This window comes from Amorphus suaedae, from assembly GCF_053629675.1.
Genome location: NZ_JBRJIT010000002.1, coordinates 531,205 through 553,455 on the forward strand (window position 1 = coordinate 531,205; position 22,251 = coordinate 553,455).

At 69.4% G+C, this 22,251-nt stretch carries 19 protein-coding genes; 12 read left to right on the forward strand and 7 right to left on the reverse strand.

Going from position 1 to position 22,251, the window contains the following annotated elements; genetic code table 11:
- Position 1: 1 nt before the first annotated feature.
- Both AB7M35_RS16185 and AB7M35_RS16190 read right to left on the reverse strand, forming a co-directional pair.
- Entirely contained in the window at positions 2 to 775 is a 774-nt protein-coding gene (locus tag AB7M35_RS16185; protein ID WP_453961391.1) for an ABC transporter ATP-binding protein, read from the reverse strand.
- A 249-nt stretch (positions 776 to 1,024) separates the two neighbouring features.
- The gene (locus AB7M35_RS16190) at positions 1,025 to 1,915 is read right to left on the reverse strand and encodes a hypothetical protein (RefSeq protein ID WP_453961392.1); all 891 of its coding nucleotides are present in this window, start codon (positions 1,913 to 1,915) and stop codon (positions 1,025 to 1,027) included.
- 256 nt (positions 1,916 to 2,171) lie between these two features.
- On the opposite strand from AB7M35_RS16190, the gene AB7M35_RS16195 reads away from it, so the two are divergent.
- The 5 genes from AB7M35_RS16195 (at position 2,172) to AB7M35_RS16215 (ending at position 7,698) form a co-directional block, all read left to right on the forward strand.
- Entirely contained in the window at positions 2,172 to 2,549 is a 378-nt protein-coding gene (locus AB7M35_RS16195; RefSeq protein ID WP_453961393.1) for a rhodanese-like domain-containing protein, read from the forward strand.
- Between the two features lie 519 nt (positions 2,550 to 3,068).
- The gene (locus AB7M35_RS16200) at positions 3,069 to 3,440 is read left to right on the forward strand and encodes a hypothetical protein (RefSeq protein ID WP_453961394.1); all 372 of its coding nucleotides are present in this window, start codon (positions 3,069 to 3,071) and stop codon (positions 3,438 to 3,440) included.
- On the forward strand, positions 3,437 to 5,782 hold the full coding sequence (locus AB7M35_RS16205; RefSeq protein WP_453961395.1) for a putative bifunctional diguanylate cyclase/phosphodiesterase: 2,346 nt from the start codon (positions 3,437 to 3,439) through the stop codon (positions 5,780 to 5,782). The genes AB7M35_RS16200 and AB7M35_RS16205 overlap by 4 nt, the downstream gene beginning before the upstream one ends.
- 314 nt (positions 5,783 to 6,096) lie before the next feature.
- Positions 6,097 to 6,717: an outer membrane protein gene (locus tag AB7M35_RS16210; RefSeq protein ID WP_453961396.1), complete on the forward strand. Its 621-nt coding sequence runs from the start codon at positions 6,097 to 6,099 to the stop codon at positions 6,715 to 6,717.
- Between the two features lie 282 nt (positions 6,718 to 6,999).
- A complete protein-coding gene (locus AB7M35_RS16215; RefSeq protein WP_453961397.1) occupies positions 7,000 to 7,698 on the forward strand; it encodes an outer membrane protein in 699 nt (232 codons plus the stop codon).
- A gap of 96 nt (positions 7,699 to 7,794) precedes the next feature.
- Here AB7M35_RS16215 and AB7M35_RS16220 read toward each other — a convergent pair whose 3' ends face one another.
- Entirely contained in the window at positions 7,795 to 9,369 is a 1,575-nt protein-coding gene (locus AB7M35_RS16220; protein ID WP_453961398.1) for a trimethylamine methyltransferase family protein, read from the reverse strand.
- 335 nt (positions 9,370 to 9,704) lie between these two features.
- Here AB7M35_RS16220 and AB7M35_RS16225 point away from each other — a divergent pair, with 335 nt between their 5' ends.
- From AB7M35_RS16225 to AB7M35_RS16255, 7 genes are all read left to right on the forward strand, one after another.
- Positions 9,705 to 10,406, forward strand: a complete 702-nt coding sequence (locus AB7M35_RS16225) for a corrinoid protein (RefSeq protein WP_453961399.1) — start codon at positions 9,705 to 9,707, stop codon at positions 10,404 to 10,406.
- Between the two features lie 55 nt (positions 10,407 to 10,461).
- A complete protein-coding gene (locus AB7M35_RS16230) occupies positions 10,462 to 11,106 on the forward strand; it encodes a DUF1638 domain-containing protein (RefSeq protein WP_453962553.1) in 645 nt (214 codons plus the stop codon).
- Between the two features lie 249 nt (positions 11,107 to 11,355).
- Complete coding sequence (locus tag AB7M35_RS16235; RefSeq protein WP_453961400.1) at positions 11,356 to 11,658, forward strand: virulence factor; 303 nt, start codon at positions 11,356 to 11,358, stop codon at positions 11,656 to 11,658.
- Entirely contained in the window at positions 11,651 to 12,571 is a 921-nt protein-coding gene (locus AB7M35_RS16240; RefSeq protein ID WP_453961401.1) for a methylenetetrahydrofolate reductase, read from the forward strand. The genes AB7M35_RS16235 and AB7M35_RS16240 overlap by 8 nt, the downstream gene beginning before the upstream one ends.
- The gene (locus AB7M35_RS16245) at positions 12,568 to 13,512 is read left to right on the forward strand and encodes a dihydropteroate synthase (RefSeq protein ID WP_453961402.1); all 945 of its coding nucleotides are present in this window, start codon (positions 12,568 to 12,570) and stop codon (positions 13,510 to 13,512) included. The genes AB7M35_RS16240 and AB7M35_RS16245 overlap by 4 nt, the downstream gene beginning before the upstream one ends.
- A gap of 118 nt (positions 13,513 to 13,630) precedes the next feature.
- Positions 13,631 to 13,954, forward strand: a complete 324-nt coding sequence (locus AB7M35_RS16250; protein WP_453961403.1) for a hypothetical protein — start codon at positions 13,631 to 13,633, stop codon at positions 13,952 to 13,954.
- 15 nt (positions 13,955 to 13,969) lie between these two features.
- Positions 13,970 to 16,075, forward strand: coding sequence for an ASKHA domain-containing protein (locus tag AB7M35_RS16255; RefSeq protein ID WP_453961404.1), 2,106 nt, complete (start codon positions 13,970 to 13,972; stop codon positions 16,073 to 16,075).
- 751 nt (positions 16,076 to 16,826) lie between these two features.
- On the opposite strand, the gene AB7M35_RS16260 is transcribed toward AB7M35_RS16255, so the two are convergent.
- Genes AB7M35_RS16260 through AB7M35_RS16275 form a run of 4 tightly spaced genes read right to left on the reverse strand, consistent with a single transcriptional unit; the run spans position 16,827 to position 22,217 of the window.
- Positions 16,827 to 17,471: a sarcosine oxidase subunit gamma gene (locus AB7M35_RS16260; RefSeq protein ID WP_453961406.1), complete on the reverse strand. Its 645-nt coding sequence runs from the start codon at positions 17,469 to 17,471 to the stop codon at positions 16,827 to 16,829.
- Positions 17,464 to 20,580: a sarcosine oxidase subunit alpha family protein gene (locus AB7M35_RS16265; protein ID WP_453961408.1), complete on the reverse strand. Its 3,117-nt coding sequence runs from the start codon at positions 20,578 to 20,580 to the stop codon at positions 17,464 to 17,466. Before AB7M35_RS16265 ends, AB7M35_RS16260 begins: the two co-directional genes overlap by 8 nt.
- Positions 20,577 to 20,954, reverse strand: coding sequence for a sarcosine oxidase subunit delta (locus AB7M35_RS16270; RefSeq protein ID WP_453961410.1), 378 nt, complete (start codon positions 20,952 to 20,954; stop codon positions 20,577 to 20,579). The genes AB7M35_RS16265 and AB7M35_RS16270 overlap by 4 nt, the downstream gene beginning before the upstream one ends.
- A gap of 12 nt (positions 20,955 to 20,966) precedes the next feature.
- Positions 20,967 to 22,217, reverse strand: coding sequence for a sarcosine oxidase subunit beta family protein (locus tag AB7M35_RS16275; protein ID WP_453962554.1), 1,251 nt, complete (start codon positions 22,215 to 22,217; stop codon positions 20,967 to 20,969).
- Positions 22,218 to 22,251 lie beyond the last annotated feature (34 nt).

Below are 22,251 nucleotides of genomic sequence, written 5' to 3' on the forward strand. Positions count from 1 at the left end.
CTCAGCCGGTCTCGGCGGTCTCGGGGTTGCCCAGATAGGCTTCCCTGACCGCGGGGTTGGCGCGGATCTCGGCCATCGAGCCACGGGTCAGGACCGATCCCTGCGCCATGACGATGATCGGATCGCAGAGCTCGGCGATCACGTCCATGTCGTGCTCGATGAGGCAGAAGGTGTAGCCCCGCTCCTCGTTGAGGCGGCGTATGGCGGTGGTGATCGCGCCGAGCAGCGTGCGGTTGACGCCGGCGCCCGGCTCGTCGAGCAGCACGACGCGGGCATCGGTCATCATGGTGCGACCGAGATCCAGCAGCTTCTTCTGGCCGCCGGAGAGGTTGCCGGCCAGTTCGTCGGCGACGTGGGCGATGTTGAGGAAGGCGAGCACCTCGTCGACCTTGTCGGCGATGTCGCCGTCCTGGCGTCTCACGGCGCCCCAGCTGAACCAGGACTTGAACAGGTTCTCGCCGCTCTGGCGCGGCGGCACGATCATCAGGTTCTCGCGCACCGTCATGCGGTAGAACTCGTGCGGGATCTGGAAGGTGCGCACCAGGCCGCGATGGAACAGCACGTGGGGCGGCAGGCCGGTGATGTCCTCGCCGTCGAACAGGATGCGGCCGCTGTCGGGCTTGAGCACGCCGGCGACGATGTTGAAGAGCGTGGACTTCCCCGCGCCGTTCGGGCCGATCAGGCCGGTGATCGAGCCTTCGGCGACTTCAAACGAGCACCCGTCGACGGCGTGAATGCCACCGAAGGAAAGCGAAACGTCCTCGATCCGGATCAAGCAGGTCTCCCTGGCAGCGAAGACGCGGAAAACGGAAGGGTGTCGGAGTCCGGACGGCAAGTCCAGCCCGCGCAACGATGTTTTCCGCCGGGCCGTGGCCGGTCCGGCGAACGGCGGTGGGGTACGCAATTTCCGGTGGAAACACAAGCGCGGCGGGACGATCGCCTGTGTGTTTTGCGAAAGCCGGAAAATCCGTCCGGAACGTCGCCGGCGGCGGAAAGAGCTTCCGCTATTCGGGCGCTGGCCGGATCAATCTCCCAGCGCCCTCATGACGATGTCGAGGATCTTCCGTTGGGTGGCGCTGTCCCCGTCGACGACCTCGATGTTGACGTAGGGCCGGATGCCGTTGAGCGCGGCGTAGTGCGAGAGCGAGCAGTCGGTGGTGGCCGCCGAGGTGGTTTCCACCAGCGCGTTGACGCCGGCCGCGTTCAGCGTGTCCACCAGCGCGGCCGTCCGGGCGTCGGCCTTGCCCTTGCCGGAAACGGCGGTGATCACCAGCGAATCCGGGCTAGCGAGGGGACCCGACGGGCTGTTGCCGGGATAGGCCGTCCCGTCCTTGCCGGGTGTCCGGATCGAGATCGAGCCGCTGCCGCGGCGGCCGGCCACTCCGGGAGCATTGGTGTGGAGGGCGATCACCGGAGCGCGGCGGCTGCGGTCGCCGAGCATGGCGGCGATGTAGCGGGAGGCGGTCGGCCCCGCACAGCGCGAGCGGCCACCATTGAAATGCCGGTTCGGGTCGATCGGGCCGTTGGTCCGCCGGCCGCCCGTCTCGACCAGCACGGCGGTGCCGCCGTACTGCGCCAGCGCGTAGGCGACGGTGTCCACCGCCGCCTGTTCGTTGTCGTGGGGCAGCACCCAGAGCGGGCCGGGGAGGGCGGTGTTGCGCACCGTCTGCACGATCCAGTCTCGGCCGCCTTCGCGGAAGGTGACCTGGCTGACGCAGCGCTCGGGCCCGAACAGCTCCGGATGGCGGCGGAAATCGCCGTCGCCGTCGGTGACCTGATCCGCCGACAGGCAGGCGCGCGACGAGGGCAGCAGGCCCTGCTGCCCGTTGGGGACGCAAGCCGCGATGGCGATGACGGTCAGCAGGGCACCGAGGGCGCGGAAGGTCGCCCGGGCGAATTGGCGGGAAAGCGGCATGGCGGATCTGGATCTCGGAACGGGTCGCGGTGAGCCCCCGGGCGCCGGGACCATTCACCCGATTTGTGGCGGACTGACGGACGAAGACGACACATCCACGCCATTGCAGGCTGAAACAGCTATTGTCGACGGACGACCGTCCGTCGCGCTGGGACCGGCTCCCGGCCGGGAAGCCCGAGCTGCGCCCGACCGACAGGGTGACCCACCTCGTCGGGAAGGGGTTCCAGACGGCACACCAACCGAGCGAGGCACAACCATGGCCAAGACCGAAACGATCGCGGGCGCGACCCTCGAGCTGCTGTCACCGCAGGAGGTCAGGGGCCGGTTCGACCGGAACGAGATCGTCCTCATCGACGTTCGCACGCCGGCCGAATTCGCGTTCGAGCACATCAAGGGCGCGCTCCTGTTTCCGTTGTCGTCCTTCGATCCGAAGAAGCTGCCAGGCCAGTCGGAGAAGCCGATCGTCTTTCACTGCGGCTCCGGTATCCGCTCCCACAAGGTGGCGGAGGCGTGCGCCGCGGCCGGACTGGCCCGTCTTGCGCACATGGAGGGGGGCTTCGGGGCCTGGAAAAGCGCCGGCCTTCCCTATCTGGCCGTCGATCCGGCAACCGGATCCACCGTGTCGAAGCCCTGAGCGGCGGGTTTCCCGGGCGTGCCGGATCGCGCGCAGTCCGGGTCGATTTACAGTCTGGAAAGCGTTTGAGCCCCACACATCGGGTGCGGCAGGGGGCATGGCGACCGCTTCTTCACCTCAGAGTGTTTGCGCCATTCCCGGGCTCAGCTTGACGTTGCTCGACTGAGGGCGACAGGATCAGGTGCGCTGAAAGCCGCCCAAGGAGGCGAAGTCGATCTTTGACGCGGGACCCCAGACGGCATCTGCAGGCTTGCCACGTCAGGTGGCGGCGATGGCCGATGGCTTGTCCGCCGGGCCCCCGGATGCGCGCCCCCGCCGACCGGACGACTGCATGACCGGTCTGGCGGGCCGAAGTTCCCCGCGCCGCTCCTGGCTGGAGGAGGCGCGGCATTTCCCCCGCAGGCAGGCGATCATCGTCTTGCCTCTCCCCGCCGGTTCCGCCCCCGACAGCTCACAGGCAGCATTGGACCGGCAAGCGGCCCAGCCGGCAGAGGTCGAAGCGGCGGACGGGGGGCGCGTATGAGCAAGCAGGCCCCGGCACCTCCCTCCGGCTGCAACGGGATCGGCCTCACGTTGTTCGTCGGCGGCAGCCATGCAAGTTCCGTCCGGGCAACCGAAGTCCTCAGAGACGCGCTCCAGGCCCACCCGGGGCTGGCCGAACTGCTGCGTGTCATCGATGTCTTCGACGAGTCGCGCGCCGCGCTGGAGGCGGGCGTCGTCGCCACGCCGTCCCTTCTCGCCGCCGACGGAGACCGGCGGCTCTGGATGATCGGAGAGTTCGAGGACAGGGAGGAGCTCGACGCCTTTCTGCGCGGCTTCTCCGAGCGGCTCGGCGGGCGGGCGCCTCCGCGGACCGGCAGTCCCGACGACACACGGGAAGCCGGCGGATGAGGATGTTCCGGCGGACGCGCGCGTCCATCCTCCTCGCCGCGGTGCTGATAGCGTGTTCGCTCACCGCAGGTGTCGTGTGGCTGCTGCTGTACGGCCTTGGGGGCGGCAAGGGCGATTCCGGGCTGGCGCTCCGGCTCGCCGAAGGCGTCATCTTCGTCCTGCTGCCCGCCGTGTCGTTGCTGATCCTGCTTGCCGGGGTGCTGACGCGGTCGCTGGGCATCGAGGACGAACTGGCGCGCGCGACGGCTGCCGGCCGGATCGGCACGTGGACCTACCACCCGGCGAGCGGCCTGGCGTACGTCGCCGCATCCGAACTCGTCCTGCTCGGCTACGCCGAGACGCGCAAGCCCGGCTGGTATCCCGCCTTCGACAACATCCACCCCGACGACGTGCCGAGGGCGATGGCGACCATCGACCACGCGGTCGCCGTGGGCGCGCGCGACTGCCGCAACGTCTACCGCCTGCGCCTTGCCGACGGGCGCTACGTCAGCGTCGAGGCACGCGGTGTCCTGGAGCGCGATTCGGACGGCAACCTCGTGATGATCCACGGGGTCCATTTCGACATCAGTGGTCGCATCGCCCGCAAGGCGGCCGCCAACAGCTACGATCTCCTCCCCAGCCTGAAGGAGCAGGCCCTCAACGCCGTGCGCGAAGGGGTGATCCTGGTGGACATGGGGCTGAAGGAACAGCCGATCATCTATGTGAGCGACGGCTTCCTGCGCCTGACCGGCTACGATGAGTCCGAGGTCATCGGCCGCAACTGCCGCTTTCTCCAGGCCTCTGACGATGCGCAGCCCGCGATCGGGTTGATCCGCGATGCGCTGGGGCAGGGGCGGACGCTCAGCGTGACGCTCAGGAACTACCGCAAGAACGGCACGATGTTCTGGAACGAGCTGTCGCTGTCCCCGATCCATTCCGACGACGGCAAGCTGACCCACTACGCCGGGGTGGCCCACGACGTGACCGAGGCCGTCGAGGGGCTGAACAAGATGCGGGAGGCCGCCTATCAGGACGGGCTCACCGGGATCCGGAACCGGCTCGGCCTCGAGCGCGACCTGGAAGACCTGGTGGCCGAGCGCGGCACGATGATGGTGGCGGTTGCGCTGTTCAACGTGCGGGGCATGGGTTCGCTGAACGAAAGCTACGGGATGGACGTCGGCGACCAGATGCTGTCGTCGATTGCCCGCCGCCTGCGGTCCCACCAAAGCCCCAACCGCCTGTCGGCCCGTACCGGCGGCAACGAATTCGCCTTTGCCTTCACGGCCGCGACCTTCGCCGAATGCGAGGGCGACGTCGCGGCCCTCAAGGCGCTGCTCTCGGAACCCTTCAACCTCGCCGGCGGGCTGATCACCATCGGTGTATCGATGGGGTGGGCGACGACCGTCCACAGCGCTCAGGTGAGCGCGCTCATCCGCAACGCCGAGATCGCGCTTGCCGATGCATGGCGGTCCGCGGCGGGCACCGTCTCGCGCTTCGAGCCCGCCCTGGCGCTCGCGACGGAGCAGCGGTCGCGGCTGGTGGCGGGCATGCGGGAGGCCATCTCGCGCGACGAACTGAGCTTCCTCTACCAGCCGATCGTCGATCTCGAGACGGGCCAGATCGTCCAGGTGGAAGCCTTGATGCGCTGGCACCATGCCAGCTACGGGCCGCAGTCGCCGGCGGTGTTCATTCCGCTGGCCGAGGAATCCGGCCTCATCGATACGCTGGGCGGGTGGGGGATCGACCGGGCGGCCCAGTTCGCGGCCGCGATCGCCGGCAAGACGGCAAAGCCGATCCCGATCTCGGTCAACGTATCGGGTGCGCAGTTCACCACCACGCCGGTGCTGAAGCAGCTGGAGGAGGCCATCGCCCGCTACGGCATCCCCCCGAACCTGCTGGTGGTCGAACTTACCGAATCGGTGCTTGCCGACGAAACCAAGCTGATCGGCCAGCTCGCGGGCATCCGGGCGGCGGGCTTCAAGATCGCCATCGACGATTTCGGCACCGGCTACTCGTCGCTCAGCTATCTCCAGAACTACCCGATCCAGGAGATCAAGATCGACAAGGGCTTCATCCGGAAGATCGAGTTCGACAGCTACAGCGTGAAGATCGTGCGGATGTGCGTGGAACTGGCCCGGGAAATGGGCTGCTCGGTTGTCGCCGAGGGCGTCGAGACCGCCGCCGAGTGCCAGATCCTGCGGGAGGTCGGGTGTGACTTCGCCCAGGGCTACTTCTTCGCCAGGCCCATGACCGAGGAGCAGCTCATTGCGGTCCTCGACAAGGGCGGGCTCGGATGGTCCGGCGACAAGCGGCCTCCAGGCATGGTCCAGCCGGCCGGCACTCCCGTGGACAGTGACGCCTAGCAGGCGTTCGGGACGGAGGGCCTTCCTGGCGCCCGGCGCCTTCCGTCGGAGGCCCTGCCGCGGGTGATGCAGCAATGCAACGCTTAAGTCTTTGTTGACCTTGCCAACCCGTTTCCCCTCCCTTCGCCGCATTCTCGTCACCAGATAGCGAAACGAAAGCCCAATTCAGGCGTTCACTTGGAACGTAAGCCGGCGGTCTACGGACGAAGGATCCGGCGGGGGTGGCCTTTTCGTGCCCCGAACAAACGAGTGTCAGCAAGGTGGTTACAATGATGGTATTGCGTCGATTTGCTATTGCTGGGGTTGGCCTGTGCATGGCTGCAGCTCCGGCCCTCGCGGCAGATCTCCCCCAGGAGACCTACAGCGCCCCGATCCAGCCGGCTCCGGTCCAGGTCTATGACTGGACGGGTATCTACCTCGGTCTGCATGCGGGCTGGCTGGGCGGCGACGTCGATCCGGACTTCACCGGCACCGACGGCGCCGACGGTAGCGCCTTCACCGGCGGCTTCCACGCCGGCGCGAACTACATGGTCACGCCGCAGTTCCTCGTCGGTATCGAAGGCGACGTCGACGGTACCTCGTTCGACGAGGACGGCACGTTCCAGCCGGGTGTCGCGGGCAACGCGAACATCAACTGGACGTCCAGCATCCGTGGCCGCGCCGGCTTCGCGTTCGACCGGTTCCTGGCCTACGGTACGGGTGGTGTGGCCTTCGCCGACGTCGACGTGACGTCCGGTGCCTTCAAGGAGTCCAACACCCACGTCGGCTGGACGGTCGGTGCCGGTCTCGAAGGCATGATCACGCCGAACATCACGGCGCGCCTCGAGTACATGTACGCCGACTACGGCAGCCAGGACTACACGTTCGGCCCGACCACGACCGACATCGACGTGACGTCGAACGTCGTTCGCGCCGGTGTGTCCTACAAGTTCTGATCCGTCATAGGATGCCGCGGCGGTCTCGCCGCGGCATCGTCCGGTCAGAGATCGAAAAAGGCGCCCTCGGGCGCCTTTTTTATTGGCCACATTTATGGTTTACGGGCGTTAAGGTTAATTTCCTTAAGGTAAACGACTGATAAACCTAATATTTAAAATTAGATGCGAAAACACTCCTGACCACGTGACAAGAGTGTTCGATCGATTCGGTTCTTTTTGGTTCGAACTGAATAGATCGAGTGTCACGGGGGCCATATCGAGACGATCAGGGGTGTAATGAGTATGATTGCTTCTCGCATTGTGTCGGCCGCTGCCATCGCGATCGCGATGACCGGCGCCGCGACTGCAGCAGACCTTCCGAACATCGTGTTCGAAGAGCCCGTGCCGCTGCCGGAGCCCAGCCGCTTCGACTGGACCGGCTTCTATTTCGGCGGCCATGCCGGCGTCATCGCAAATTCCGTCGATCCGGGCTTCGTCGGCCAGAAGTCGATGTACGAGAACGCGTTCATCGGCGGCGCGCACGTCGGCTACACGGCGGCGGTGCCGATGAACATCTACGGCATGTCTCTCGTGGCCGGCCTTGAAGGCGACTTCGACGGCTCGGGCTACGACGAGACCCGCAACTACACGTTCGGGCCGGTCAACACGCGGCTCGACTGGACCGCCTCGGTCCGCAGCCGCATCGGCGTCGCGTTCGGGCAGTTCATGGGAACCCAGAGCATTCTGGCCTATGCCACCGGCGGTACCGCGTTCGCCCGCATCCGGGCCCAGACGCCGGGATACGTGGACTCCAACACGCACACCGGCTGGACGGTCGGCGGCGGCGTCGAGGCGGCGGTCACCAACAACATCACGGTCCGCGCCGAATACCTCTACACGAGCTACGCTCAGGAGGTCTATTCGCTCGGTCCGGTGCTGTCGAACGTCGGTATCGAGGCGCGCACCAACGTCGTGCGCGGCGGCGTCAGCTACTACTTCTAGAGTCTGGCCGCACGAGACTGCCTGACAGGCACCCCTGCCGTCCCGATCAAGCGGAAGGCCCTCTCCGGGGCCTTCCGCCGGGCGGGCGGGAGATGATCAGACGAACGCGTCGGGCATCGACGCCTTCTTCCGGTCGATGAACGCTCTGACGGCCTCGTCGACGCCCGGATCGATCTCGGGCGCCTGATAGTCGGCGAGCCACGTCTTCCACAGCTTGTTGGCGCGCTCGTCGGCGCGCAGCGCGCCGTCCGCCTCCCATTGCTCGAACGAATTGTTGTCGGCGATGGTGGACCGGTAGAAGGCGCTCTTGAAGTTGGCCTGGGTGTGGTCGCAGCCGAGATAGTGGCTGCCGGGCCCCACTTCGCGGATGGCGTCCATGGCCTGGCCGTTCGGCGAGATGTCGATGCCGCCCAGGAAGCGCTGCATCATGGCAAGCTGGTCGCAATCCATCACGAATTTCTCGTAGCCGGCCACGAGGCCGCCTTCCAGCCAACCTGCGGCATGGAGCACGAAGTTGGTGCCGGCCATCACGGTCGGCAGCAGCGTGTTGGCGCTCTCGTAGGCCGCCTGCGCATCCGCGACCTTGGAGCCGGCCAGCGAGCCGCCCGAGCGGAAGGGGACCTTCAGGCGGCGGGCGAGCTGGGCAGCGCCGTAGAGCACCAGCGCCGGCTCCGGCGTGCCGAAGGTGGGGGCGCCGGATTGCATCGAGATCGAGCTGGCGAACGTGCCGAACACGACCGGCGCGCCCGGACGGCAGAGCTGGGTGAACGCCATGCCGACCAGCGCCTCGGCGAGGATCTGGGTCAGCGTGCCGGCCACGGTCACCGGCGACATGGCGCCGGCCAGGATGAACGGCGAAATGACGGTCGCCTGGTTCGCCCGCGCATAGACCTTGAGCGCACCCACCATGGTGGCATCGAAGACCATCGGCGAGTTGGCGTTGATCAGGTTGATGAGCACGCAGTTCTGGTCGACGAACTCGGCCCCGAACACGAGCTTCGCCATCTCCACCGAATCGGCGGCCCGCTCCGGGTGGGTGACCGATCCCATGAAGGGTTTGTCGGACCAGCGGATGTGGGCATAGACCATGTCCAGGTGGCGCTTGTTCACCGGCAGATCGACCGGTTCGCAGACGGTGCCGCCCGAGTGGTGCATCGCCGGGGCCACATAGGCGAGCTTCACGAAGTTCTCGAAGTCGGCCAGCGTCGCGTAGCGGCGGCCGCCGTCGAGGTCGCGCACGAAGGGCGGGCCGTAGACCGGCGCGAAGACCGTCGACGGGCCGCCGATGGTCACAGACCGCCCCGGGTTGCGGGCGTGCTGGGTGAACACCTGCGGCGCCGTCGCCAAAAGCTTGCGGCAAAGTCCGCGGGGAAAGCGGACGCGCTCGCCGGTGACATCGGCGCCGGCGTCGCGCCACATCGCCAGCGCTTCCTCGTCCTCGCGAAACTCGATGCCGACCTCCTCGAGGAGCGTGTCGGCGTTGTCCTCGATCAGGCGGAGGCCTTCCTCGTCCAGCACCTCGAAGGTGGGGAGGCGGCGCGTGATGAAGGTGAGCGCTTCGGTCGGCGACACCTGGTTGGCGCGGCGGGCGGCGGACCCGCCACCACCCCGGCGTCGCGGGGGAGCGGAACCGCCGCCCGTGGCTTGGGTCTCATCAACGATGTCTGTCATGGCCAGCTCTCTTGGTCCGCAACCGAAATCCCATTGGCTCGGGTGCAAGCATGCGCGCGACGCGGCCGGCCGGCATGCCCGGTTGCGGCATCCGGCCGCCGTCAACGGAACAGTCTGCCGCCGACATTTGGCCGGCATCACCCTGGAGAAGGTCAGGCAATTCCCGCTCCCCCGATCGGGTTGACATGCAAAGGACGGCTCCGGCGTCGCAATCGCGGCCGGTCGGCGTCGCTTTTCGGAACGGGGGCGCCCCTTGCGGGGTGCTACGTCTGGGTGCGTGATCCGGATGATCCGGAAGGTGATGCGTTGTCCCGACGGGACGAGGAGCGTTTGCCATGTCCGACGACGAACTCGATCTTGCCTCCCTCTCCGACGAAGAGCTCGTCGAACAGATGCATGCCGATCTCTACGACGGCATGAAGGACGAGATCGAGGAGGGGGTGAACCTGCTCCTCGCGCGCGGCTGGCCGCCCTACCGGGTGCTCACCGAAGCGCTGGTCGAGGGCATGCGGATCGTCGGCATCGATTTCCGCGACGGCATCCTGTTCGTCCCCGAGGTGCTGCTGTCGGCCAACGCCATGAAGGCCGGCATGACCATCCTGCGGCCGCGCCTGGCCGAGACCAACGCGCCGAAGATCGGCAAGATCGTCATCGGCACGGTGAAGGGCGACATCCACGACATCGGCAAGAACCTGGTGGGCATGATGCTCGAGGGCGCCGGCTTCGAGGTGATCGACATCGGCATCAACAACCCGGTCGAGAACTATCTGCGGGCGCTCGAGGAGCACAAGCCGGACATTCTCGGCATGTCGGCGCTGCTGACGACGACCATGCCGTACATGAAGGTGGTGATCGACACGATGAAGGAGCGCGGCATCCGCGACGACTTCGTGGTGCTGGTCGGCGGCGCGCCGCTCAACGAGGAATTCGGCCTCGCCGTCGGTGCGGACGCCTACTGCCGCGACGCCGCGATCGCGGTGGAGACCGCGAAGGAGATGATGGCCCGCCGTCACAACCAGCGCGTCGCGGCGCACTAGGCGCGCGGACGGCAGAGACCGGCATCCGATGCTCGACGCCTTCGCCCCCTGCGACATGGACCTCGTCGAGGACGGCCTCGACGAGGTGGAGGCGCGCGACCGGGTCGCCGAACCGCGCACCGTCACGGTGATCGCCTGCGGGGCGCTCGCCCGGGAGATCCTGGCGGTGAAGGCCGCCAACCGGCTGGACCATCTGCGCCTCGCCTGCGTTCCCGCGACCCTCCACAACCACCCCGACCGCATCCCCGAGGCGGTGCGCGGGGCGATCCGTGCGGCGCGCGCGGCGGGGGCGGACGAGGTGGCCGTCGCGTTCGGCGACTGCGGCACCGGCGGGCAGCTCGACCGGGTGCTGGCGGAGGAGGGCGTGGAGCGCATCGACGGGCCGCACTGCTACGCCATGTTCATGGCCGGCTTCGAGGGGCCCGAGCCCGCAGAGGACGAGGACATGACGGCGTTCTTTCTCACGGATTTCCTGGTCCGCCAGTTCGAGACGCTGGTGATCCGGCCGCTCGGCATCGACCGGCATCCGGAACTCCGGGACATGTATTTCGGGCACTATCGCAGCGTCGTCTATCTCGCCCAGACCGACGACCCGGTGCTCGATGCGCGGGCGCGGGCGGCGGCCGGCCGGCTCGGTCTGGCCTATGTGCGACGCGCCACCGGCATGGGCGCGCTGACGCCGTTCCTGCGCGCGCTCTGATCTTTTTCCACGATTCCAGGGTGCGCGCGGCTGCGCGTTTTTGCGCGTTCCTGCGCTTTTTTGCGCGCGGCGGCGCGCGTGCGTTCGCAGGCGCGGCAAACCGCTGCCGGCTCAGGAATTTTCTCGCGAAGACAGCTTTGCGACAGCCTCGACGCACAAGTGTCGCAAACCATATTCGCCGCGTCGCAAGTGCTGCATCCCGGACCTCCGATCGCGCGCATCGTCGGAGCCTGAGGATAGGAGTGGGCCATGGCCGAACGGGTCGTCGTCTTCTGGCGGGACATCCCCGCCCAGGTCATCGTCAAGGCGGGCAGGCGGCAGGCCAAGCGGCTTCTGCCGGATCGGTTCGCGGTCGCGATCGACCGATGCGCAATGGCCAGCGGTGCCTCCGGCGAGGACCCGTACCTGGCCGACTGGCGCCGCGGCGCCCCCGAGCCCTGCGGCGACGACATCGAATCCGAGGCCGACGCCGCCTCGACCCTCCTGAGCGAGACCTACTCCATCGACCGCCTGAAGGCGCTTGTCGAAACCCGGGGATATGATCATGGCTGACCCTGCCCGGACTGCCCTGCCGTTCACCGCAGCGGCCTCCATCGAGGCGTCCCCGAAACAGATCCTGGAGCTCGCCGACCTCGAGCTGCTGTTCCCGGCCCGCACCCGCGTCTACCTGACCGACACCGGCACCGCGCCGGCGGCGGTGCAGATCGAGGCGGCGCGCCGTCTCTCAAGGGCAGGCTACGTGGCGGTGCCGCACATTCCGGTGCGTCGCATCGAGAGCCGCGCCGAGCTGGAGAACCGCCTGCAGCGCCTCGCCCTCGACGGCGGGGTGCGCGAGGCGCTGGTGATCGCCGGCGGCGTGCCGCGGCCGGCCGGGCCGTTCGCCTCGTCGATGGATGCGCTCGCGACCGGGATGTTCGCAGACGCCGGCATCACCTCCATCGCCGTGGCCGGCCACCCGGAGGGAAGCCCCGACATTTCCGAGGACGAGATCCGCAAGGCGGTCGCCTGGAAGAATGAATTCGCGGCCCGCACCGGCGCCGACATGCGGATCGTCACCCAGTTCTCGTTCGATCCGCGGCTCGTCATTGCGTGGTCGCGGCGACTGGCCCGTTCGGGAAACCAGCTGCCGATCCACGTGGGCGTCGCCGGTCCGGCGAAGATCACCACGCTGGTCAAGTACGCGGCGCTGTGCGGCGTCGGGGCCTCGATGTCGTTCCTGCGGTCCAAGGGCGCGAGCCTCGCGGTGCTGGCCACCTCCTACAGCCCGGAAGGGGTGCTCGGGCCGCTCGAGGCGCACCTGGCCGAGGAGCCGGGATCGGCGATCGCCCAGGTGCACGTCTACCCGTTCGGCGGACTGCGCCGCACGGCCGAGTGGCTGAGCGAGCGCGGTACCTGGTTCGCCGGCACTGCGGAAGCCGACGCCGAGACTGGATCCGAAACCGTCGCCGCGGAGGCCGGACTATGAGCCGTACCGTCCTGTCTTCGGCCACCCGCGAGGTGGTCATCGGGTTCGAGGCGCCGTTCTGCGTGATCGGCGAGCGGATCAACCCGACCGGCCGCAAGAAGCTGTCCGAGGCGATGCGCCAGGGCGACTACTCGACGGTCGCCTCCGACGCCATCGCCCAGGTGGCGGCCGGCGCCAACGTGCTCGACGTCAATGCGGGCATTCCGCTGGCCGACGAGCCGAAGATCCTCGCCGAGTGCATCCAACTCGTGCAGTCGCTGGTCGACGTGCCGCTGTCCATCGATTCCTCGATCATCGAGGCGCTCGAGGCGGGGCTTGCGGTCTACGTGGGCAAGCCGCTGGTGAACTCGGTCACCGGCGAGGACGAGACCATGGAGCGGGTGCTGCCGCTGGTGCGCAAGTACGGTGCCGCCGTGGTGGCGATCTCCAACGACGAGACCGGCATCTCGCCCGACCCGGACGTGCGCTACGAGGTCGCCCGCAAGATCGTCGAGCGCGCCGCCGACCATGGCATCCCGCGCGAGGACGTGGTCGTCGATCCGCTGGTGATGCCGATCGGCGCGGTGAACGACGCCGGCCGGCAGGTGTTCCGCCTGCTGCGGCGCCTGCGCGAGGAACTTGGCGTCAACACCACCTGCGGCGCCTCCAACATCTCGTTCGGCCTGCCGAACCGGCGCACCATGAACGGGCATTTCCTGTCGATGGCGGCGACCGCCGGCATGACCTCGGCGATCATGAACCCGCTCCACATGGAGGACATGAACGCCATCCGCGCCGCCAACGCGTTGCTGGGCTTCGATCCCGACTGCCGGAAGTGGCTGAACGCCAACCGGCCGGAGAGCGAGCCGCGCCCGGCACCGGCGGACGGCATCGCGATGCCCCAGGGAGACGCACCGCGCCAGCGCCGGGAAAACCGGCGCCGCGCGCCGGCGGCGGTATGACCGCGGTGCGGGAACAATCGACAGGCAGGGCGATTGATGCGGGACGCGCCGGACGGCGCGGCCCCTTCCTCACATCCGCCCGGGACGGCACACGCCGATGACCAGATTGACACGTGACATGGCAAGCCTGTGGTTCGAGGCGCCGATGGTGATCGCCACGCGCTGCCAAGCGATGGCGATGGCGGCCGCGGCCGGCAAGCCGCAGGACACCGTCGAAATCGGCCGCATGATCCAGGAGAAGATGGCGGCCACGGCCGAGTCCGCCCTGGCCGTGCAGGCCGAGATGGTCCGCCAGGGCATCGATGCCTTCTGGCAGATGGCGCTCGGGCACCGGCCGACGACCTCACGCGCCAAGACCGACCGCCTGTCCGCCAAGGCAGTGGCGCCGTTCGCCAGGCAGGTGCGGCGGAATGCGCGACGCCTGAAGAAACCCAAGGCCTGACGAAGGGACCCGCCGATGTCCGCACCGACCGACGCCCTCGTCGTGTTCCAGCCTTCGGGCCGGCGCGGCCGCTTCGCGCTCGGGACGCCGCTTCTGGATGCGGCACGCGGACTGGGCGTCTACGTGGAATCGGTCTGCGGCGGGCGCGGCATCTGCGGCCGCTGCCAGGTGTCGGTGGAGGAAGGCAATTTCTCCAAGCACCAGATCGTCTCGTCCGCCGACCATCTGACGCCGTTCTCCGAGACCGAGGCGCGCTACCGCCGGCTGCGGTCGCTGCCGGCCGACCGGCGGCTCTCTTGTTCGGCGAAGATCATGGGCGACCTGGTGGTCGACGTGCCCCAGGACGTGGCGACCCACGCTGCCGTCGTGCGCAAGCGCGCCGAGGGCCGGCCGATCGCCGTCGATCCGTCGACGCATCTGGTCACCGTCACCGTCGACGAGCCATCGATGGAGCATCCGCGCGGCGACGCCGACCGGATCCGGGACGCGCTGATCGCGGCCGAACAGCTGGTCGGGCTGTCGTTCGACGCGCCGTTGCTGCCGGGCGTGCAGAAGACGCTGCGCGCCGGCAACTGGACGGTGACCGCCGCGGTCCATTCGTCCGGGCAGGGCAACACCATCATCGGGCTGTGGCCGGGCGAGAAGGCCCGCGTCTTCGGGCTTGCCGTCGACATCGGCTCGACGACGATTGCCGCCCATCTCTGCGATCTCGGCTCCGGGCGCACCGTCGCCTCGGCCGGGACCGCCAACCCGCAGGTCCGCTTCGGCGAGGACCTGATGTCGCGGGTCTCCTACATCCTGATGAACCCCGACGCGCTGCCGAAGCTGACCGAGGCCGTGCGCGGCGCCATCGGCGGGCTGATCGACAAGGTGTCGGGCGAGGCGGGCATCGCCGCCACCGACATCGTCGAGGCGGTGTTCGTCGGCAATCCGATCATGCATCACCTGTTCCTGGGCATCGATCCGACCGAGCTCGGCGGCGCGCCGTTCGCCATGGCGGTGTCCGACAGCGTGACGCTGGCCGCGCGCGACATCGCGCTGGGCATCCACCCGTGCGGGCGCGTCTACATTCCGCCGCTGGTCGCCGGCCATGTCGGCGCCGACGCCGCGGCGGCGACGCTTGCGGAAGGCCCGGGCCGCACCCCGCCCGGCGACGGCGCGGCGTCGGAGATCGTCACGCTGCTGGTGGACATCGGCACCAACGCGGAAATCGTGCTCGGCCAGGGCGAGCGGGTGATCGCCTGTTCCTCGCCGACCGGCCCTGCCTTCGAGGGCGCCGAGATCAGCTCCGGCCAGCGCGCCGCCCCCGGCGCCATCGAGCGGGTGCGCATCGATCCGGTCACGCTGGAGCCGAGGCTGAAGGTGATCGGCTGCGACCTGTGGTCGGACGAGGAGGGCTTCGACGAGGCGGTCCAGTCGGTCGGCGTCACCGGGCTCTGCGGATCGGGCATCGTCGAGGCGGTGGGCGAGATGTTCCTCGCCGGCATCCTGACCGAGGACGGCGTCCTCGACGGGCGGCTCGCGGCGGTGTCCGACCGCATCGTGCCCACCGAGCGGACCTTCGCCTACGTGCTGCATCGCGGGCTGATCGACCTGCGGGTCACCCAGGCCGACGTGCGGGCGATCCAGCTCGCCAAGGCGGCGCTCTACGCGGGCGTGAAGCTCCTGATGACGCGGCTGGGCGTCGATCACGTCGATCGGATCCGGCTCGCCGGCGCCTTTGGCTCCTACATCGATCCCAAGTACGCGATGGTGATCGGGCTGATCCCCGACTGCGCCCTCGACCACGTGGTCTCGGTCGGCAACGCCGCCGGCACCGGCGCGCGGATGGTGCTGCTCAACAAGACGCACCGCGCCGAGATCGAGGAACTGGTCGGCCGCATCGAGAAGGTGGAGACGGCGCTTGAGCCGGCCTTCCAGGGCCACTTCGTCGCGGCGATCGCACTGCCCAACAAGATCGACCGGTTCCCCATGCTGTCGGCCACGGTGCCGCTGCCGCTTCCCCGCGCCACGGCCCGGGGCGAGACGTCGGGCGACGAGGCGACGCAGGAGGCGGCCGCTGGCGGCCGCCCGCGCTCGCGCCGCGGCGTGCGGAAGACGGCGTCGGAGGCGACGGAGTAGGGCTCCCGGCACGGCTGGTTGGTCCCGTCCCCGGACTCATCCTCTGGTGAGGCGCACCCGCGGCGCGGCTTTTCTCCGCTCATTCCAGCGAAGGCTGGAATCCAGTTGCTGAGGTTGCGGCAGGCCGGAGGCGGGTTGATGAGCGGGGCGGGAGTTGCGTGCGCCAACCGGCATATTGATCTGGAGCTTCCGCCGTATCTGGATTCCAGCCTTCGCTGGAATGAGCGGAGGTTGGGGCGGGGCTTTGGGGGATTTCGGCAGGTCTTGGGCCTGCGGAGATTGGGCTGCTCCGGGCTAACCTCTCATACCTCCCGAGTGACCGGATGGGCCCTATGGATCCCCGCTTTCGCGGGGATGAGCGGAGTCAAAGGCACGCAGGGAGCAACCCTGTGAACTCACCGCATCACTCCCACCAGCGCGCGACCGCGCGCCGCCCGGTCAGGGCGCCCTCGCGGAGCCGGTGCGCGTAGCGCACTCGGCGCGAGCGGACCAAATCAAGCCCCAAGTCTGGAGCCCTGGATCCCCGCTTTCGCGTGGATGAGCGGCGGTTGGGGTGGGGCGGAGCAACCCTCTGAACTCACCGTATCCCGCCACCAGCGCGCGACGGCGCGCCGGCCGTAGGCCGCCCTCGCGGAGCCGGTGCGCGTAGCGCATTCGGCGTGAGCGGACCAGACCAAGCCCGAAGTCTGGAGCCCTGGATCCCCGCCTCCGCTGGAATGAGCGGAGTTTGGGGTGGGACCAAACCAACACCTCAGGCGGCGCTGCTCTCCAGCGCGCCGCGCATGGGTTCGCCGGCGCGGGGGTGTTGGGGCGGGCAGCCGAACTCGGCGCCGGAGTCGGCGAGCAGGCACCAGAGATAGTCGGCCATCGACCAGCGCACGACGAGATCGAACACCGGCCCGGCCGCGGCACTCTCGTCGCGCAGCCAGATGACGATGTTCGCCGACCCGGCCATCGTGCCGACGACGCGGCCCTTCGCGAAATGGCGGGGGTGGAGGTCGATGGTGACGAACTTGGCGAGAACGTCGCGGCCGCGCGGACCGGTCAGGGTGATGACCGTGTAGTAGTCGGAGACGTCGACCGCCTGGGTGCGCGGGCCGGCGAGCGCGTCGGTCAGGGCGGCTTCCAGCGCGGCCGCCTCGCCGTCGGGGGCGACCAGCATCCATTCGTCCGGCCCGAGCCAGAGCAGCGACCGCTCGCCGGCGGTGGCGCTGGTGCAGGCCTCGGTGGGAAGCGCCACCCCGGTCGCGGCCGTGACGGCGGCGGCGTCCCGGCCGGCCTCACATCGCAGGATCAGCTTCGCGAGGAACGGCCACTCGGCGAGGCTGACGGCGCCGTTGTCGGCGCGGATCGGCGTGCGGTGGGCGAGCGGCGAGCGGCGGCGCGGGTCACTCATGGCCGGTCTCCTTCATGGAGAGGAAGTCGATCTCGGTGACCCTCGCGGCGATGGGCGTGCCGCCGCCGAGCCGGGTGACGTAGACGGTGTCGCCCATCCGGCTGCCGCCGTCCTTGATGAGCGCCATGGCGATGGAGTGGCCCAGCGTCGGCGAGAAGTAGCTGGAGGTGACGTGGCCGAGCATCGGCACCGGCGGGGCGGGCTCGTCCGGCGTCTCGATGACGTGGGCGCCCTCGGTGAGCACCGCCTGCGGGTCCTGGGTCAGGAGCCCGATGAGCTGGCGGCGGCCGGGACGGTCGGTGTCGGAGCGGGCGAGCGAGCGCTTGCCGATGAAGTCGCCCTTCGCCTGGGAGACCATCTTCTCCATGCGCAGGTCGACGGGCGTCGCCGTCCCGTCGGTGTCCTGGCCGACGATGATGAAGCCGGCCTCGGCGCGTAAAAGGTGCATCGCCTCGGTGCCGTAGGGCGTGATCCCGAAGGGGGCGCCCGCCGCCATGATCTTCTCCCAGAGCCACGCGCCGTGGCCGGCGGCGACGTTGATCTCGTAGGAGAGCCCGCCGGTGAACGAGATGCGGAAGACGCGCACCGGCACGCCGTCGATGTGGGCCGGCTTCCACGACATGAACGGGAAGGTGTCCGGGTCCGGATCGAGGTCGTCCAGGAGGGCGGCCATGAGCTCCGGCGTCTTCGGGCCGGTGAGGGAGGCGACCGCCCACTGCTCGGTGACGGTGGTGAGCCGGACGTCGAGGTCGGTCCACTCGGTCTGCAGGTAGTCCTCCAGCCACGACATGACGCTGGCGGCGCCGCCGGTGGTGGTGGTCATGTGGAAGTGGTCGTCGGCGATGCACGAGGTGACGCCGTCGTCCATCACCATGCCGTCCTCGTTGAGCATCAGCCCGTAGCGGCAGCGGCCGGGCGCGAGCTTCGACCAGGCGTTGGTGTAGACGCGGTTGAGGAAGGTGCGGGCATCCTTGCCGCGGATGTCGATCTTGCCGAGCGTCGAGGCGTCGAGGACGCCGATGGCCTGGCGGGCGGCGATGGCCTCGCGCCGGATCGCCTCCTCCGGCGTCTCGCCGGGGCGGGGATAGGTCCAGGCGCGCAGCCAGTCGCCGGAGCTCTCGAAGATGGCGCCGTTGGCGGCCTCCCACTCGTGCATCGGGGTGGTGCGGCGGGGGCGGAAATGGGTGCCGGCGTGGGCGCCGGCGAGGACGCCGAAGGTGACCGGCTTGTAGGGCTGGCGGAAGGTCGTGGTGCCGACCGCCGGCAGCTTGAGCGCCTGCTTGTCGGCGAGCACGGCGAAGGCGTTGAGGTTCACCGTCTTGCCCTGGTCGGTGCCCATGCCGGTGGTGGTGTAGCGCTTGGCGTGCTCGACGGAGGAATAGCCCTCCTGCACGGCGAGCCGCAGGTCCTTCACCGTCACGTCGTTCTGCAGATCGATGAAGGTGCGGCCGGTCCTGGCGGAGGGCAGCACCGCGCGGGCATCGAGGCTGCCGGGAGCGAGCGCGTCGTCCTCGACGCCCGGGGCCGGGCCCGCGTCGGCGGCGAAGCCCGCGGCGGAGGCGGCGTCGGCGCCGGCCTTCGCGCCCTCGGCGAGGCAGGCGGAAAGGTCGAGCGTGCCGGCGCAGGCGCCGGCGGAGCGCTCGCGCTGGACCGAGCGGCCGGGCACGAAGGCGCCGAGCGCCTCGTCGTAGCGGAGCTGGCCGCGCGACTGGGAGAACAGCGCGACGTTGGGCGAGAAGCCGCCGGCGACGGCGAGCGCGTCGCAGGCGATCGTGCTGCGGCTGCCGGTGGGCGAGCCGTCCGGGCCAAGCGCGGAGACGGTGAGGCCGGAGACGCGCGTGCGGCCGGCGGTGGCGACGATGGCGGTGCCGCGGTGGACGGGGATGCCGGCGGCGGAGGCGCGCTCGGCGGCGCCGACGCCGGCGGCGGGGCGCTGGTCGATCACCGCGACGACCTCGGCGCCGGCGGCCTTCAGCCGGCAGGCGGCGTCGTAGCCGGTGTCGTTGTTGGTGGCGACGGCGATGCGGCGGCCGACGAGCACGCCGTAGCGCTCGGCGAAGGTGAGCGCCGCCGAGGCGGTGACGATGCCCGGGCGGTCGTTGCCGGGAAACAGCAGCGGCCGCTCCAGCGCGCCGGTGGCGAGCACGACCTCGGCCGCGCGGATGCGCCAGTTGCGCTGGCGCGGCAGGCGGGGATCGCGGTCGGCGGGAAGCTGGTGGTCGGCGAGCTTCTCCCAGAGGTTCACCTGGTTCTCGGCGTAGTAGCCGTAGGCGCAGGTGCGCGTCAGGATGCGGACCTCGTCATTGGACCGGAGCTCGGCCTCCGCCCGGGCGATCCACGCGGCCGGGGCGAGCCCGTCGATGCGGGTGGCGGGATCGGCCGACAGCAGCCAGCCGCCGAGCTGCGCGGTCTCCTCGCACAGCACGACGCGCGCGCCGGAGCGGGCCGCGGCAAGCGCCGCCGACAGGCCGGCCGGACCGCCGCCAACGACGAGCACCTCGCAGTGGTGGTTGACGTGGTCGTAGCGGTCCGGATCGGGCGCCTTCGGCGCGCGGCCGAGGCCGGCGGCGGCGCGGATGATCTTCTCGAACCCCATCCACGAGCCCGGAGGACCCATGAAGGTCTTGTAGTAGAAGCCCGACGGCAGGAAGCGGTGGAAGACGTCGTTGAGGACGCCGACGTCGAAGGCGAGCGACGGCCAGGCGTTCTGGCTGAACACCTCCAGGCCCGGATAGATCTCCTGCTCGGTGGCGCGGGTGTTCGGGTCGGTGAGGGCGTCGTGGGCGCCGATCTGGACGAGGCCGGCCGGGTCGTCGGAGCCGGCGGTGAGGATGCCGCGCGGGCGGTGGTACTTGAAGCCGCGGGCGACGAAATGGATGCCGTTGGCGATCAGCGCCGAGGCGACGGTGTCGCCGGCGTAGCCGGTGACCGGCTTGCCGTCGAAGGTGAAGTGGACCGGCTTCGACCGGTCGACCTGGCCGCCGGCGGCGCGGCGGAGCGGCTGGCGGGAGGCGGCGCGCAGGGACGTGCGGTCGGAGGCCGCGTTCGCGTTGCCGTCGGCGCGGAAGGCGAGCGGTTCGCCCCGGGTTGCGCGGTCGGACAGGCTCATGGCCGTCGCTCCTCTGCGGTCGTGGAGGCCGGGACCAGCTTCACGGCGTCGTTGCCCGAGCCGACGACCTCGCCGGACGGCGTCGCCGGCCCGTCGCCCTCGACGGCCGGCGGCGGGGTGCCGATCTCGTAGGCCGCATAGATGCGGTCGGAGGCGGTGGAGCGCAGCACGTTGAACCAGCGCCGGCATCCGGACGCGTGGTTCCAGCGCTCGGCGAACAGGCCCTTGGGGTTGTCGCGGAAGAACACGAACTCGGCCCACTCGGCGTCGGTGAGCGACGCCGGGTCCTTCGGCCGCGCCACGTGGGCCTGGCCGCCATAGGCGTACTCGGACTGGTCGCGGGTGCCGCAGTAGGGGCAGGGGATGAGGAACATGGTCGCGGTCCCCTAGTGAGCGACGGCGGCCGCGCCGTGCTCGGCGACGAGCTTGCCGGTCACGAAGCGGTCGAGGGCGAACGGCGCGGCGATGCGGTTGGGCTCGCCGTTGGCCACGAGGTCGGCGAAGGCGTGGCCGGAGCCGGGCGTCGCCTTCCAGCCGCCGGTGCCCCAGCCGCCGTTGAGGAAGAAGCCCTTCACGGCCGTCGCCGTCACGATCGGGCTGGCGTCCGGGCTGACGTCGACGATGCCGCCCCACTGACGCAGCATCCGGAGCCGCGAGAAGATCGGGAAGACCTCCTTGATGGCCGCGATCTGGTGCTCGATGAGGCCGATCTGGCCGCGCTGGGTGTAGGAGTTGTGGTGGTCGATGCCGGCGCCGATGACCAGCTCGCCCTTGTCGGACTGGCTGCAGTAGGCGTGCACGGCGTTGGACATCACCACGCAGTCGAGCACCGGCTTGATGGGCTCGGAGACGAGCGCCTGCAGCGGGTGGCTCTGGATCGGCAGCCGCACGCCCACCATCCCGGCGATCACCGAGGAGTGGCCGGCGACGACGGAGGCGACCTTCGGCGTGCGCACGGTGCCGCGCGAGGTTTCCACGGCGGTGACGGCGCCCGCCTCGACGCGGATGTCGAGGACCTCGGTCTGCTCGACGATGTCGACGCCGAGGTCGCTGGCGGCGCGCGCGAAGCCCCAGACCACCGCGTCGTGGCGGTTGACGCCGCCGGAGCGCTGCAGGCTGGCGCCGATGACCGGATAGCGCGCCGTCGGCGACATGTTGACCACCGGGCAGAACTCGGCGACCTCCTTCGCCTCCAGCCACTCGGCGTCGACGCCGTTCAGCCGGTTCGCCTCGACCCGGCGCTTGATCTGCCGCGCCTCGTGCTCGTCGTGGGCGAGGTTGAGCACGCCGCGGTGGCTCATCATGATGTTGAAGTTGAGCTCGCGGCCGAGCGTCTTCCACAGCGTCAGCGCGTGGTCGTAGATCGCGGCGGACTCGTCGTTCAGGTAGTTGGACCGGATGATGGTGGTGTTGCGGCCGGAGTTGCCGCCGCCGATCCAGCCCTTCTCGATGACCGCGATGTTGGTCATGCCGTGAACCTTGGCCAGGTAGTAGGCGGTCGCCAGGCCGTGGCCGCCGCCGCCGATGATGACGGCGTCGTACGCGTCCTTGAGCGTCGCCTTGCGCCACGCGGGATCCCAGCCGGTGTGGCCGGCAAGGCCCTCGCGGACCAGACGGAGGAGGGAGTAGCGCTTCATCGCGAGGCCGCCCTTCGCGTGGATCGGCCGGTGC